Origin of the sequence: Lelliottia sp. SL45, assembly GCF_026672535.1 — a bacterium.
GTDB classification, from domain to species: domain Bacteria; phylum Pseudomonadota; class Gammaproteobacteria; order Enterobacterales; family Enterobacteriaceae; genus Enterobacter; species Enterobacter nimipressuralis.
This window is the reverse complement of sequence record NZ_JAPPRH010000002.1, coordinates 304,116-318,071: the sequence shown is the minus strand read 5'-3', so window position 1 is coordinate 318,071 and position 13,956 is coordinate 304,116. Positions and strand designations below refer to the sequence as shown.

Here is a 13,956-nt window from a genome sequence, read left to right as displayed (position 1 = left end):
CTAAAAACGGGGGAATTAAGGGAAGGATACACCAATGTGCGCAGGGTTACTTCTGAAACGCTTTTTTTAAGCTGATTCGTGAAATCAGCTCAGTCAGGGAAAGGACCATCGTAGAACGCACAACCTGTTGATAACGAAGCTTTTGCATCGCATACAGTTCAGGATCGCTGTTATCAAAATGCGGTGCCGGCGGCAGGGCGGTGACGCAGTGTAATTCGCCAAACGGCCCGAGAATTTCATCGTCGGTAAAAGCGTACTCATTACCGTCGTGATTTAGCTCTTCGCGCAGGGCCATCAGCAGTTCCGCGTCTTCATACTCGGGCCTGCTGAGGACGCCGAGACCATAAATGAGCTTCAGGCGAACCGACAGATCGCCCAGCGGTCCGTCGCCGTCCAGTAACGGTTCTACAGCATATTTTACCGCGTAGTCGTCTTTGCGGAACACCTGAAGTACCAGAATATTCACCGCCTCGGTGAGTAACTCGACGGCGGCAATCAGGAAACTTCGTACGGTTTTGCCAGCATTCAGACGCTCAAGCACACGGTTTTCAAAGGCCTGGGTTTGTTCCATTATTGCCTGCATATCTGACAATCTGTCGTTCGGGCGCAGGAGAACCTGCGCCTGATCCTGAATCATTTGGTTGCGTTATATGCGTTAACCGCCTCCACAACCACGCTACTATTGGCCTCAAGCCCTGAAATCTCGGCAAGTGCCGCCTGCGGGCCTTTGGTATCGATCAATTGAGCCAGCTCCTGCGCCTGTGGGTCCTGCTCGCTGCGATAGTGCATGGCACCCGCAATCCCTTTTACCAGGTTGGCGTGCGGCAGGTCGTACTCCAGCGTGCCCAGCAGCGGTTTGATCAGGCGATCGCCGGCGCTCAGTTTACGCAGCGGCTGACGACCGACGCGCTCAACGTCATCTTTCAGATACGGGTTTTCAAAACGGCCGAGGATTTTCTGAATGTATGCCGCATGCTTCTCGGCATCAAAACCGTAGCGTTTGATCAGGACCGCGCCGCTCTCTTCCATCGCACCTTTTACCACCGCACGGATTTTCTCATCGAGAATCGCATCACGAATGGTCTGATGACCGGCCAATTTTCCGAGGTACGCGGTTATAGCATGCCCGGTGTTCAGCGTGAAGAGTTTGCGTTCGACAAATGCCATCAGGTTATCGGTTAATTCCATACCCGGGATCGTCGGCAGCGGGCCTTTGAACTGGGTTTTATCAACAATCCACTCGCTGAAGGTTTCAACGGTTACTTCCAGCGGATCGTGAGTGGCGGATTCAGACGGCGGGACGATACGGTCCACGGCGGAATCGACAAAGCCAACGTGCTCTTCGACCCAGGCTTTATCTTCGTCGGCGACGGCGGCCAGAACGTGGCCTTTCAGCTGCGTGGTACCGCGCACCATGTTTTCACAGGCGATGATATTCAGCGGCGTGGTGATGCCCTGGGCTTTACGTTTTGACAGACCTTTCGCGACGGCAGGGGCGATACGCTCAAGCACAACCGGACCGACGGCGGTGGTCACCAGATCAACGCTGGCGATCAGGTCAATAACGTCGTCGCCAATGCTGCTGACGGCATTCACACCCGAGACGGTTTCCACCAGCTCGTTTTCGCCCACGACGTGAACCTGGTAGCTATGACGGGCATTCAGGGCGTCGAGCACCACTTGATTCACATCGGCGAATGTCAGCGTAATGCCCGCGTCTGCCAGCAGTTTGCCGATAAAACCACGACCGATATTACCTGCGCCAAAATGTAATGCTTTCATAGTATTAACCTTCATCAATGTTTTTACCCGAGAGGGCTGGGGTGAGGCATTTCCCTCACCCTAACCCTCTCCCGAAAGGGAGAGGGGATAGGACGCTGTTACTTGTTCAGCAGCGCCAGCACTTCTTCAACGCTGGTGGTCTGTGCCAGGCGCTCGATGACGGATTCATCATCCAGAGCGTTGGTCAGGCTGGTAATCACCTGGATGTGCTCGTTGTTGCGAGCGGCGATACCAATCACCAGACGGGCGATGTCGTCTTCTTCTTCACCGAAGCGCACGCCTGCCGGGTACTGACAGAACACCACGCCGGTTTTCAGAACGCGATCTTTCGCTTCAACCGTACCGTGTGGCACTGCGATGGATTCACCCAGATACGTTGGCGTCAGTTTCTCACGCGCCAGCATCGCATCAACATATTCTGGCTCGACGTAACCGCCTTTCACCAGCTGCTCACCCGCAAAGCGAATCGCTTCTTCTTTGTGGCTCGCGGTGCGGCCGAGGAAGATGTTTTCAGCGCCCAGACGGAACAGGTGGCTGTCGTTTGGATCAAAGCTGTCTTTCAGGCTATCACGGACTTTCACTTCGTTGTCGGTGTGACGCTGTGCCGCCACCAGACGCTCGGTCAGGCTAGAGTACAGGCCGCTGTCGAGGAAGTTCGTGAGTGAAATGTGTTGTGCCTGTGGAACCTGACGCATCGCACGTTCTGTCAGATCGCGGTGCGTGATGACCAGGTCGACATCCGGTGGCAGGCTGTTGATTGCGCTGTTGGTCACGGAGATGTTGGTCAGGCCCGCATCCTGGACTTTTTTACGCAGCACGCCAGCACCCATTGCGCTTGAACCCATACCGGCATCACAGGCTACGATGATTTTACGCACGTGGCTCAGGTCGTTAGAGACGTCACCCGCAGTCAGCGGCGTTGCAGCGCCTTTAGATTCGGCTTTCATATCCTGCATACGACGGGTCGCAGCGTCGATATCGTCTTCTTCTTTCACTTTGCTGGTTTTCAGCAGGATAGCGGAAACCACGAAGGAGACTGCCATTGCCGCGCAGATTGCCGCGATGTTAGCGAAGTAGGCACCTTTTGGCGTCATCGCCAGAACCGCCAGGATAGAACCTGGAGATGCAGGAGAAACCAGACCGCCGCCCAGCACGCTCAGAGTGAACACGCCAGTCATACCGCCGAGGATAACGGCCAGGATCAGACGTGGGTTCATCAGCACGTATGGGAAGTAAATTTCGTGGATACCGCCCAGGAAGTGGATGATAGCCGCGCCGCCAGCAGACTGTTTAGCGCTGCCGCGACCGAAGAACATGTACGCCAGCAGAACACCCATACCCGGACCTGGGTTAGCTTCAATCAGGAAGAAGATGGATTTGCCCAGTTCATGGGACTGCTGAATACCCAGCGGTGAGAAGATACCGTGGTTGATCGCGTTGTTCAGGAACAGGATTTTCGCTGGTTCTACAAAGATAGAGGCCAGCGGCAGCATGTCGTGAACGACCATGAAGTTAACGCCCGCAGCCAGCACTTTCGACAGCACTTCAACCGCAGGGCCGATACCCAGGAACGCCAGAATCGCCAGGATCATACCGATGATGCCAGCGGAGAAGTTGTTCACCAGCATTTCGAAGCCGGATTTGATCTTGCCATCAACCCAGACGTCAAATTTCTTAATTGCCCAGCCGCCTAAAGGACCTGCAATCATCGCACCGAGGAACATCGGCATATCCGCACCGACGATAACGCCCATGGTGGTGATAGCACCGACCACACCGCCGCGATCGCCGCCAACCAGGCGACCACCGGTATAACCGATGAGCAGTGGCAGCAGATAGGTAATCATAGGGCCAACGAGTTTCGCCAGCGTTTCGTTCGGCAACCACCCTGTCGGAATAAATAACGCAGTGATGATACCCCACGCGATAAACGCGCCGATATTTGGCATCACCATGTTGCTCAGGAAACGACCAAAGCTTTGCACTTTGATCTTGATATCGGATGACATAAAACACCCCTTCTTCTGTTTACGCTTAGGCTTGCGGCCCGAGGTTTATCGTTAATGTGCGGCGGCAGAGGTAGCCGAGCCCTGTTCTGATGCTGTGAAATCTGGCACTGAATCGTTCAACTGTCCAGACAGCGAAATTTTGTGTGATCTCAATCACGTAAATGTAGGGGGTGGGGCTAAAATTGAAGTGATCTTCGTCACAAATGTGGTGTGTAAAAAAAATACACAGGGGAAAAATCCGCCAGGATTGACGCTTTAATGTGATCGTAATCACAATTTGTGTTGGCGGGTTTGTTGGATGTTTGTGATCATCTTCACAATAAATTTGAAGGCAGAATTCTCCAGGTGTGATCGCCGCCCACTTCTGTTTTGTCAATTCAGCCAGGCTGTAATCCAGTCACTGATTTTCCTCAACATGCTTTCATCCCTTAGTGTTATGGAGAAAAAGCGTAATGAGGATTAATCTGCTAATGTAAGATTAAGTAGATTATTAGTCAGGATATATTTTGTCACGCTATTAAACTTGCGCGGAGATATTTTAATAATAATACTCCACGGCTCTAATTTATATGTGCAAAGAAATTGCACAGTAAGAAATTAATTTGGTTGCTTACCATTTAATATTTTTAAAGAGTTGAAGCTATTTTAGTGAGGCAAATATGTTCCTTAACTATTTCGCGCTGGGCGTATTGATTTTCGTTTTTCTGGTCATTTTTTATGGGATCATTGCGATTCATGATATCCCCTATTTGATGGCGAAAAAGCGTAATCATCCCCATGCCGATGCGATCCATACAGCGGGCTGGGTCAGCCTGTTTACGCTGCATATTATCTGGCCATTCCTGTGGATTTGGGCCACGCTGTACCAGCCCGAGCGCGGATGGGGGATGCAAAATCACATTGCGCAGTCCCCGCAGCAACCCGATATTGATGTCCTCACCAGACGCGTTACCGAGCTGGAACACCGGCTTGGCGCGGAGCCAACGCCCGCAGAAAAAAATACGCCGGAGAGCTAATCATGGATCTGCTAATTATTCTGACCTATGTCGCGTTTGCCTGGGCGATCTTTAAAATCTTCCGTATTCCGGTTAACCAATGGACGCTCGCCACCGCCGCATTAGGTGGGGTATTTATCGTCGCCGGTTTGATCTTATTAATGAACTATAACCACCCTTATACATTTACGGCGCAAAAAGCGGTGATTTCTATTCCGATCACGCCGCAAGTGACCGGGGTGGTAAGTGAAGTCACGGATAAAAATAACCAGCTAATTAAAAAAGGCGATGTGTTATTTAAAATCGATCCGGTTCGCTATCAGGCCCGAGTCGACAGACTGCAGGCTGATCTGGTCACCGCCACCTACAATATTGACGTGCTGAAAGGCCAGCTGTCGGAAGCGCAGGCCAATACCACCCGCGTCTCCGCAGAGCGTGACCGCCTGTATAAGGATTACCAGCGCTATCTGAAAGGCAGCCGGGCGAAGGTAAACCCGTTTTCTGAAAGCGATATCGACAACGCACAGCAAAACTATCTGGCGCAGGATGCGATGGTGAAAGCCTCGGTGGCCGATCAGGCACAAATCAAAAGCCAGTTAGACAGCATGGTCAACGGCGAGCAGTCGCAGATTGCCAGCCTGCGGGCACAGCTGACCGAGGCGAAGTACAACCTCGAACAAACGGTGGTGCGTGCGCCGAGCGATGGTTATGTCACTCAGGTGCTGATTCGCCCCGGCACCTATGCCGCTGCACTTCCGCTGCGCCCGGTGATGGTCTTTATTCCTGACCAAAAACGCCAGATTGTCGCTCAGTTCCGCCAGAATTCTCTGCTGCGCCTGAAACCGGGCGATGACGCGGAAGTAGTCTTTAACGCGCTACCGGGGCAAGTATTCCACGGCAAACTGAGCAGCATTCTGCCGGTCGTGCCGGGCGGTTCATACCAGGCGCAAGGTTCGCTGCAATCCCTGACGGTGGTACCTGGCACAGACGGCGTGCTTGCCACTATCGATCTGGACCCTAGTGCGGACGTCGATGCCCTCCCTGACGGTATTTATGCCCAGGTGGCGGTCTATTCCGACCACTTCGCGCACGTCTCCGTCATGAGGAAAGTGCTGCTGCGCATGACCAGCTGGATGCATTACCTCTATCTCGACCATTAACGTTCTGCTTTTTTTGTTGCCTGATCCATACTTACACTTTTGTTGGCGTAAAGGATCAGGCAATGAAACTCATCGGCAGCTACACCAGCCCCTTCGTACGTAAGATTTCGATTCTCCTGCTGGAAAAAGGCATCACGTTCGAGTTTGTGAACGAACAGCCCTATCACGCGGAAACCGGCGTGGCACAGTACAATCCGCTCGGGAAAGTACCGGCGCTGGTAACCGATGATGGCGAAACCTGGTTTGATTCTCCAATTATTGCCGAGTACATCGAGCTGCTCGGGATTGCCCCGGCGATGGTGCCCCGTGAGCCGAAAGCGGCGCTGGCGATTAAACAGATCGAAGCGCTGGCCGACGGCATCATGGACGCGGCGCTGGTGTCGGTGCGTGAACAGGCGCGACCTGCCGCGCAGCAATCCGAAGCGGAGCTGGTACGTCAGCGGGAAAAAATCAGCCGCAGTCTTGATATGTGCGAACAGCTGCTTCAGGACGGAAAACTCAAAACCGACGCGCTGAATCTGGCGACCATCGCCATCGCCTGCGCGATTGGCTATCTCAATTTCCGCCGCGTTTCTCCCGGCTGGTGCGTGGATCGCCCGCTGCTGGTCAAACTGGCCGAAACGCTCTTTAGCCGCGAAAGCTTTGCCCGCACCGAACCACCAAAGGCTTGACGCGGGTTATAACACTTCACCTCTGTACGCTGTACAATCCCTCTGCACGTTGACTCCCTCTCCCGTCGGGAGGGGGGTAGAACTCCAACCGCCAGGCATGTTAATGACTACTCATCGTTCCCTCTACAGCCAGATCCCTGCGACCGATCGCCTGCTGCGCGATCCCCGATTCATCCCTCTTCTTGAACGGTCCGGGCACACCCACATGGTGGCGCTCCTGAATGTGATGCAGGATGAAGCCCGCCTGCACATTCAGACGCAAAATACGCTGCCGCAGTGGTGCGAGGACTGGGCGAACGAGGTGGAAAAACGGCTGACAGCGCATACGCAAAGCGCATTGCGCCCGGTGATCAACCTGACGGGAACGGTGCTGCACACCAATTTAGGCCGCGCGCCACAGGCGGAAGAGGCGATAACGGCGGTCACGCAGGCGATGCGATCCCCGGTGACGCTGGAGTACGATCTGGACGGTGCCGGGCGTGGACACCGCGACCGCGCGCTGGCTGATCTTTTGTGCCAGATAACGGGCGCGGAAGATGCCTGCATTGTGAACAATAACGCGGCGGCGGTTCTGCTGATGCTGGCGGCCACCGCCAGCGGCAAAGAGGTAGTGGTGTCGCGCGGCGAGCTGGTGGAGATTGGCGGCGCGTTCCGCATTCCTGACGTGATGCGTCAGGCGGGCTGCGAGCTGCATGAAATCGGGACCACCAACCGCACGCATGCGAAAGATTATCGCGCGGCGGTTAACGAAAACACCGCGCTGCTGATGAAAGTCCACACCAGCAACTATCACATTGAAGGCTTTACCAAAACGGTGGAAGAGGCGGAGCTGGCGGAGATTGGCCGCGAACTGAACGTGCCGGTCATTGCCGATCTGGGCAGCGGTTCGCTGGTGAATTTGAGTCTCTACGGTCTGCCGAAAGAGCCGATGCCGCAGGAGATGATCGCCGCAGGCGTGAGCCTGGTGAGCTTCTCCGGCGACAAACTGCTCGGTGGCCCACAGGCCGGAATTGTGGTTGGTAAACGTGAACTGATTGCGAAGCTCCAGCAGCACCCGCTGAAACGCGCCCTGCGCGCTGATAAAATGACCCTCGCTGCGCTGGACGCCACGCTGCGGCTCTATCTCCATCCGGAGAAACTGGCCGAACGTCTGCCAACGCTGCGTCTGCTGTCGCGCGATGCGGCCTCGATTCGCGCTCAGGCGGAACTGCTACTGCCGCAAGTCGCCGCACACTTCCCCGATTTCGACGTGCGCGTGGAATCCTGCCAGTCGCAGATTGGCAGCGGATCGCTGCCCGTTGACCGCCTGCCCAGCGCCGCGCTGACACTGACGCCGCGCGACGGGCGCGGAAGCCAGCTCGACGTCTTGTCTGCGCACTGGCGTGCGCTGCCTACGCCGATTATCGGGCGCATTTACGATGGTCGCCTGTGGCTGGATCTGCGCTGCCTTGAAGATGAAGAACGGTTTCTGGAGATGTTGTTGAAATGATTATTGCCACTGCCGGTCACGTTGACCACGGAAAAACGACGCTGTTACATGCCATTACCGGCGTGAATGCCGATCGTCTGCCGGAAGAGAAAAAGCGCGGCATGACCATCGATCTTGGCTACGCCTACTGGCCGCTGCCAGACGGTCGGGTACTTGGCTTTATCGATGTGCCAGGCCATGAAAAGTTTCTCGCCAATATGCTGGCCGGGGTCGGCGGTATCGATCACGCTCTGCTGGTGGTGGCCTGCGACGATGGCGTGATGGCGCAAACGCGTGAGCATCTGGCGATTTTACAGCTGACGGGCCAGCCGCAGCTGACGGTGGCGCTCACCAAAGCGGATCGCGTCGACGAGAGCCGCATTGACGAAGTGCGCGAAGAGATTCGCTCTACTCTTCTGGAGTATGGTTTCGCCGATGCGCCGGTTTTTGTCACAGTAGCGACAGAAGGTCGCGGAATCGACGAATTACGCGACCATTTACAGCATCTTTCCTCCCGCGAACCGGCCAGCGATCACAGCTTCCGTCTGGCAATAGATCGCGCGTTCACCGTGAAAGGGGCCGGACTGGTGGTGACCGGGACGGCGCTCAGCGGTGAAGTGAAGGTGGGCGATAGCCTGTGGCTGACGGGCGTGAATAAACCGATGCGCGTGCGCGGGCTGCACGCACAGAACCAGCCCACGGAACAGGCCCATGCCGGGCAGCGTATCGCCCTGAATATCGCCGGTGATGCGGAAAAAGAGCAGCTCAATCGCGGTGACTGGCTGCTGGCCGACGCGCCGCCGGAGCCTTCCACGCGGGTGATTGTTTCTCTGCACACCCACGCGCCGCTCACCCAGTGGCAGCCGCTGCATATTCACCACGCCGCCAGCCACGTGACCGGCCGTGTCTCTTTGCTGGAGAACGATCTGGCTGAGCTGGTGCTGGACACCCCTTTGTGGCTGGCGGATAACGACCGGCTGGTGCTGCGCGATATCTCTGCGCGCGTTACCCTGGCGGGCGCCCGCGTGGTGACGCTCAATCCGCCGCGTCGTGGTAAACGTAAGCCTGAATATCTGCAGTGGCTGGCGGCACTGGCACAGGCAGAAGACGACCAGGCTGCGCTGGCGGTGCATCTTGAGCGCGGTGCAGTGAATCTCGCCGATTTCGCCTGGGGGCGCCAGCTGAGCGGTGACGGTTTGCGCCAGCTCACGCAGCAGCCGGGCTTTATTCAGGCCGGTTACAGCCTGCTTAACGCACCGGTTGCCGCCCACTGGCAGCGCAAGGTGCTCTCTACGCTTGCGACCTACCACGAACAGCATCAGGACGAGCCAGGCCCAGGCCGCGAACGCCTGCGCCGTATGGCGCTGCCGATGGAAGACGACGCACTGGTGCTGCTGCTGATAGAAAAAATGCGCGAGAGCGGCATGATCCACAGCCATCACGGTTGGTTACATCTGCCGGATCACAAAGCCGGATTTACCCCGGAACAGGACGCCATCTGGCAAAAAGCCGCGCCGCTGTTTGGCGATGAACCCTGGTGGGTGCGCGATTTGGCCCGCGAAACCGCGACGGATGAAGTGGTGATGCGTCAGGTATTGCGCCACGCCGCGCAGCAGGGGCTGATAACCGCGATCGTTAAAGATCGCTATTACCGTAACGATCGCATCGTCACCTTTGCCAGTTTGATCCGCGATCTGCACCAGGAAAAGGGATCGACCTGCGCTGCCGACTTCCGCGATCGCCTGAACGTGGGCCGCAAACTGGCGATACAAATTCTGGAGTATTTCAATCGTATTGGCTTCACGCGCCGTCGGGGTAATGACCACCTGTTACGCGATTCGCTGCTGTTCCCGCAGATCGAAAAATAACCGCGCAAATAATCCGTGATACCTGTCGTAAAGCTGTAAGCGGCTGGCGAGAAAATCGCCAGCTGTGACTACCCTTGTTAGACACCAACAGCAAGGAGACGGTCATGACGAACAATCCTCCCTCAACGCGTATGCAGCCTGGCGAGTATGGTTATCCTCTCAAGCTAAAACCCCGGTATGACAACTTCATTGGCGGAGGCTGGGTCGCGCCGGTCGACGGCGAATACTACTCCAACCTGACCCCGGTGACCGGGCAGCCCCTGTGCGAAATTGCCAGTTCCGGCAAAAAAGATATCGATCTGGCGCTCGATGCGGCCCACAAAGCGAAAGAGAAATGGGCACACACCTCCGTTCAGGACCGCGCCGCGATCCTGTTCAAAATCGCCGACCGAATGGAGCAAAACCTCGAGCTGCTGGCCGCGGCAGAAACCTGGGATAACGGTAAACCGATCCGCGAAACCACCGCCGCGGATGTCCCGCTGGCAATTGACCATTTCCGCTATTTTGCCTCCTGTATTCGCGCCCAGGAGGGCGGGATCAGCGAAGTAGACAGCGACACCGTGGCCTATCACTTCCAGGAGCCGCTGGGCGTGGTCGGGCAAATCATTCCGTGGAACTTCCCGCTGCTGATGGCGAGCTGGAAAATGGCGCCCGCGCTGGCGGCGGGTAACTGCGTGGTGCTCAAACCGGCGCGCTTAACGCCGCTGTCGGTCTTGCTACTGATGGAAATCATCGGCGATCTGGTGCCGCCAGGGGTGATAAACGTGGTGAATGGCGCGGGTGGCGAAATTGGTGAATATCTGGCGACCTCAAAACGTATCGCGAAAGTGGCGTTTACCGGCTCCACGGAAGTCGGCCAGCAGATCATGCAGTACGCCACGCAGAATATCATTCCAGTGACGCTGGAGCTGGGCGGTAAATCGCCGAACATCTTCTTCGCCGATGTGATGGACGAAGAGGACGCCTTCTTTGATAAAGCGATGGAAGGCTTTGCGCTGTTTGCCTTCAACCAGGGCGAAGTCTGCACCTGCCCGAGCCGCGCGCTGGTTCAGGAATCGATTTATGAACGCTTTATGGAACGCGCCATTCGGCGTGTGGAATCCATCCGCAGTGGAAACCCACTGGACAGCGTGACGCAGATGGGCGCGCAGGTTTCTCATGGGCAGCTGGAAACCATTCTGAACTATATCGATATCGGCAAAAAAGAGGGCGCGGATGTCCTGACGGGTGGCCGACGCAAAGTGCTGGAAGGCGATCTGAAGGACGGCTATTACCTGGAGCCGACCATTCTGTTTGGTCAAAACAACATGCGCGTTTTCCAGGAAGAGATTTTTGGCCCGGTGCTGGCGGTGACGACCTTTAAAACCATGGAGGATGCGCTCGAGCTGGCCAACGATACGCAATACGGGCTGGGTGCCGGGGTCTGGAGTCGCAACGGTAATCTGGCGTACAAAATGGGACGCGGTATTCAGGCAGGGCGTGTCTGGACTAACTGTTATCACGCCTATCCGGCCCACGCGGCATTTGGGGGATATAAACAATCGGGCATCGGACGTGAAACCCATAAGATGATGCTGGATCACTATCAACAGACGAAATGCCTGCTGGTGAGTTATTCCGACAAGCCGCTGGGACTGTTCTAATTAATCAGAGCGGGTCGCCCCTGGGACGGCCTGCTTAATTCGCTCTCGCAGACTGTTCAGCACGCCATCCAGAATGTACTGAACCCGCCACGGCTGATATTCGCGCTTGCGGAAAATCGCCGTCAGATCGAGCCACCACTCCTCCTGATGAGAAAAACAGGGCATTAAGATGCCCTGCTCAATCTCGCTTTTCAGGCTCTCTTTTGGCGCAAACACGATACCAAGGTGGTTGCGCGCAAGCTCCAGCGCCGTTTGTGTATTATCACAAATATAATTACCGGTGACTTTATAATCGCGCACTTCGTCGCTGCCATGAACGCGAAAACGCCAGATATTAGCATCATCCACTAATATGGAATCTAACAAAATACAGGAGTGTTTAATTAAATCATCGGGTCCGTTAATGGGACGCTTTTTAATATATTCTGGCGTGGCGAAGGCGGTAACGGAATATTTGGTTAGCTGATAAGCCACCAGGCTTTCATCTTTGGGTTGTGCATAGGTAATTAAGATATCGCAGTCGTCAGGAAACGTGACGCCTTCAGATAATTCATTACGATTAGGGTTATAGGTTTTTAAACAAATACGAATATCACCGATCTCTTCGAGAAGATGGATCACATGGCGAGCGAGATAGGTGTTGATACCTGTAGGCGCGTAAATCGTGACGCGTCCGCTTTTTTCATGTTTATAATCGGCAATAAAATTAATGAGTTGATTATTTTTATCAAGTGATGCGTTGATATAAGGGAGCAGCACCTCGCCGAACTGCGTGAGCGCCAGTTGACGGGTGGTACGTTCAAAAACTTTCAAACCCACGCGGGTTTCAAAATCTGCGAGATATTTACTGACATTGGCCTGCGCCATGCCTAACAACGCGGCGGCGTCTCCGATACTGCCGGTGGCGGCAATAACGGAAATAATTTTTAATTCACGCGGCTTAATCTGTAAATTATTCATCACGTACGCTCATCTATATGATTTCATATATAATATTATATAAACACATTCATTGCATCGGCAAATTTGTAACCATTATTATTCGCCTCGTTTGTTAGGCGTTTAATGGATACAGGGAATGATTACTAAAAAGAATTTGCTCATCACCACAACCTTATTTTTCGCTTCATCAGCAATGGCGGGTGAATTTTCATTGGGTGCGGGCGCTGTTTTCAATGAATCGCCTTACAAAGGGTATAACGAAAATACGACTGCGGTTCCACTCATTAGTTATGAAGGCGATAATTTCTACGTGCGCCAGACCACCGCCGGTTGGGCGTTGTGGAAAGACAGTAAGAATGAACTCAGCCTGACGGCGTCCTGGATGCCGCTGCATTTTGATCCCGATGACAATGACGACCACGCGATGAAGCAGCTCGATGAGCGCAAAGCATCTGCATTTCTGGGGGGCGCCTACTATCGCCACGAGCGCTGGGGTAGCCTGAAGTTTGGCGTCGCGGCGGATGCCATGGACGAAAGTGGCGGCGTGGTGGGTGAAATTTCCTACTTCCACCCGATCCGCATGGAGCGTCTGACCCTGATTCCGTCCGTGGGTGTGTTTTACTATGACGAAAGCTTCAACGACTACTACTACGGTGTTTCCGGCAAAGAGTCTCGCCACAGCGGTATGAACGAATACACCGCGGGCGATAGCTGGAACCCGTACGTGGGCCTGGTCGCGAAATACAAATTGACCAATAACCTGTTCCTGAATGCCAGCGCGGTTTACACCGTGTTGCCGGATGACGTTAAAAACAGCCCAATGATCGACCGCGAAGACAGTTTCGTGCTGATGACCGGCATGAGCTGGCGCTTCTAAGTTTAAAAAGTAGCCTCAAGGATGAGGCTGCTTCACCTACTTTCCCGGTGGTGCTGTGCTTGCCCGGCCTGCGGTAGCCAGACCGGGCAGGTTTAGCGTCGTCGGGTATTACGAGCCTGCCTCCACAATCTGCTGTAACTCTCTCGTTTGCCTGTTCTCTTTGCGATCTCCTTTCCCGCTTTGATTTTTTTCCACTGAAGTCGCTTAGCCAATAGGTTATCGTGATCTCAAGTGCCTGGCTGGGTGTGTCACAGTCGAGGGATATCCAACAGTCAATTTGCAGGAGTGGTAATGTTTTACTCGGCTTATATTCATACCGACGCGATGGCCGCGCGAGCGGCTTTTTCCCGGTTGTACCGGGGTGTTTTTGCTGGTGGAGATCAATATGCAGCAATTTGACGGCAGAGCAGAGCGCATCAATATCACGCTCCCCCGCCGTTTATTAGTGAAAATCGACGCGTTTATTAGCGAGCATCCGCAGTTCAGCACCCGAAGCGCCTTTCTTGCCGAGGCAGCACAGCGTGTGCTGCCTGGATGATCA

11 protein-coding genes and 1 pseudogene are annotated in these 13,956 nt (G+C 54.8%); 8 read left to right on the top strand and 4 right to left on the bottom strand.

The annotated features are described in order from the left end of the window. Positions 1-46: 46 nt before the first annotated feature. The 3 genes from mtlR to OVA10_RS05340 form a co-directional block, all read right to left on the bottom strand. Positions 47-637: a mannitol operon repressor MtlR gene (gene mtlR, locus OVA10_RS05350; RefSeq protein WP_102105052.1), complete on the bottom strand. Its 591-nt coding sequence runs from the start codon at positions 635-637 to the stop codon at positions 47-49. Further along, positions 634-1,797: a mannitol-1-phosphate 5-dehydrogenase gene (gene mtlD / locus OVA10_RS05345; protein ID WP_268195550.1), complete on the bottom strand. Its 1,164-nt coding sequence runs from the start codon at positions 1,795-1,797 to the stop codon at positions 634-636. Before mtlD ends, mtlR begins: the two co-directional genes overlap by 4 nt. Positions 1,798-1,880: 83 nt before the next feature. Then, positions 1,881-3,791, bottom strand: a complete 1,911-nt coding sequence (locus OVA10_RS05340; protein ID WP_102105050.1) for a PTS mannitol transporter subunit IICBA — start codon at positions 3,789-3,791, stop codon at positions 1,881-1,883. Between the two features lie 659 nt (positions 3,792-4,450). On the opposite strand from OVA10_RS05340, the gene OVA10_RS05335 reads away from it, so the two are divergent. The 6 genes from OVA10_RS05335 (at position 4,451) to aldB (ending at position 11,596) form a co-directional block, all read left to right on the top strand. Beyond that, complete coding sequence (locus OVA10_RS05335) at positions 4,451-4,807, top strand: DUF3302 domain-containing protein (protein WP_268195549.1); 357 nt, start codon at positions 4,451-4,453, stop codon at positions 4,805-4,807. A gap of 2 nt (positions 4,808-4,809) precedes the next feature. Further along, entirely contained in the window at positions 4,810-5,946 is a 1,137-nt protein-coding gene (locus tag OVA10_RS05330; protein ID WP_100778167.1) for an HlyD family secretion protein, read from the top strand. A gap of 62 nt (positions 5,947-6,008) precedes the next feature. After that, positions 6,009-6,617, top strand: coding sequence for a glutathione S-transferase (locus OVA10_RS05325; RefSeq protein WP_102105046.1), 609 nt, complete (start codon positions 6,009-6,011; stop codon positions 6,615-6,617). A gap of 103 nt (positions 6,618-6,720) precedes the next feature. Further along, on the top strand, positions 6,721-8,106 hold the full coding sequence (selA, locus tag OVA10_RS05320; protein ID WP_268195548.1) for an L-seryl-tRNA(Sec) selenium transferase: 1,386 nt from the start codon (positions 6,721-6,723) through the stop codon (positions 8,104-8,106). Beyond that, positions 8,103-9,953 carry a selenocysteine-specific translation elongation factor gene (selB, locus tag OVA10_RS05315; RefSeq protein ID WP_194513209.1) on the top strand — a complete coding sequence of 617 codons (1,851 nt, stop codon included), beginning with the start codon at positions 8,103-8,105 and terminating at the stop codon, positions 9,951-9,953. Before selA ends, selB begins: the two co-directional genes overlap by 4 nt. A 104-nt stretch (positions 9,954-10,057) precedes the next feature. Continuing rightward, positions 10,058-11,596, top strand: a complete 1,539-nt coding sequence (gene aldB / locus OVA10_RS05310) for an aldehyde dehydrogenase AldB (protein ID WP_102105043.1) — start codon at positions 10,058-10,060, stop codon at positions 11,594-11,596. Here the strand turns inward: aldB and OVA10_RS05305 are convergent, their stop codons facing one another. Then, on the bottom strand, positions 11,597-12,556 hold the full coding sequence (locus OVA10_RS05305) for a LysR family transcriptional regulator (protein WP_100778162.1): 960 nt from the start codon (positions 12,554-12,556) through the stop codon (positions 11,597-11,599). A 118-nt stretch (positions 12,557-12,674) separates the two neighbouring features. Here OVA10_RS05305 and OVA10_RS05300 point away from each other — a divergent pair, with 118 nt between their 5' ends. After that, complete coding sequence (locus tag OVA10_RS05300; protein WP_100778161.1) at positions 12,675-13,415, top strand: MipA/OmpV family protein; 741 nt, start codon at positions 12,675-12,677, stop codon at positions 13,413-13,415. A 291-nt stretch (positions 13,416-13,706) separates the two neighbouring features. After that, positions 13,707-13,953, top strand: a pseudogene (locus tag OVA10_RS05295) (type II toxin-antitoxin system HicB family antitoxin). Positions 13,954-13,956: the final 3 nt, after the last annotated feature.

Coding starts and splice junctions, on each gene's coding strand:
- mtlR (WP_102105052.1), bottom strand. CDS start 637: ATGATTCAGGATCAGGCGCAGGTTCTCCTGCGCCCGAACGACAGATTG.
- mtlD (WP_268195550.1), bottom strand. CDS start 1,797: ATGAAGGTTAATACTATGAAAGCATTACATTTTGGCGCAGGTAATATC.
- OVA10_RS05340 (WP_102105050.1), bottom strand. CDS start 3,791: ATGTCATCCGATATCAAGATCAAAGTGCAAAGCTTTGGTCGTTTCCTG.
- OVA10_RS05335 (WP_268195549.1), top strand. CDS start 4,451: ATGTTCCTTAACTATTTCGCGCTGGGCGTATTGATTTTCGTTTTTCTG.
- OVA10_RS05330 (WP_100778167.1), top strand. CDS start 4,810: ATGGATCTGCTAATTATTCTGACCTATGTCGCGTTTGCCTGGGCGATC.
- OVA10_RS05325 (WP_102105046.1), top strand. CDS start 6,009: ATGAAACTCATCGGCAGCTACACCAGCCCCTTCGTACGTAAGATTTCG.
- selA (WP_268195548.1), top strand. CDS start 6,721: ATGACTACTCATCGTTCCCTCTACAGCCAGATCCCTGCGACCGATCGC.
- selB (WP_194513209.1), top strand. CDS start 8,103: ATGATTATTGCCACTGCCGGTCACGTTGACCACGGAAAAACGACGCTG.
- aldB (WP_102105043.1), top strand. CDS start 10,058: ATGACGAACAATCCTCCCTCAACGCGTATGCAGCCTGGCGAGTATGGT.
- OVA10_RS05305 (WP_100778162.1), bottom strand. CDS start 12,556: ATGAATAATTTACAGATTAAGCCGCGTGAATTAAAAATTATTTCCGTT.
- OVA10_RS05300 (WP_100778161.1), top strand. CDS start 12,675: ATGATTACTAAAAAGAATTTGCTCATCACCACAACCTTATTTTTCGCT.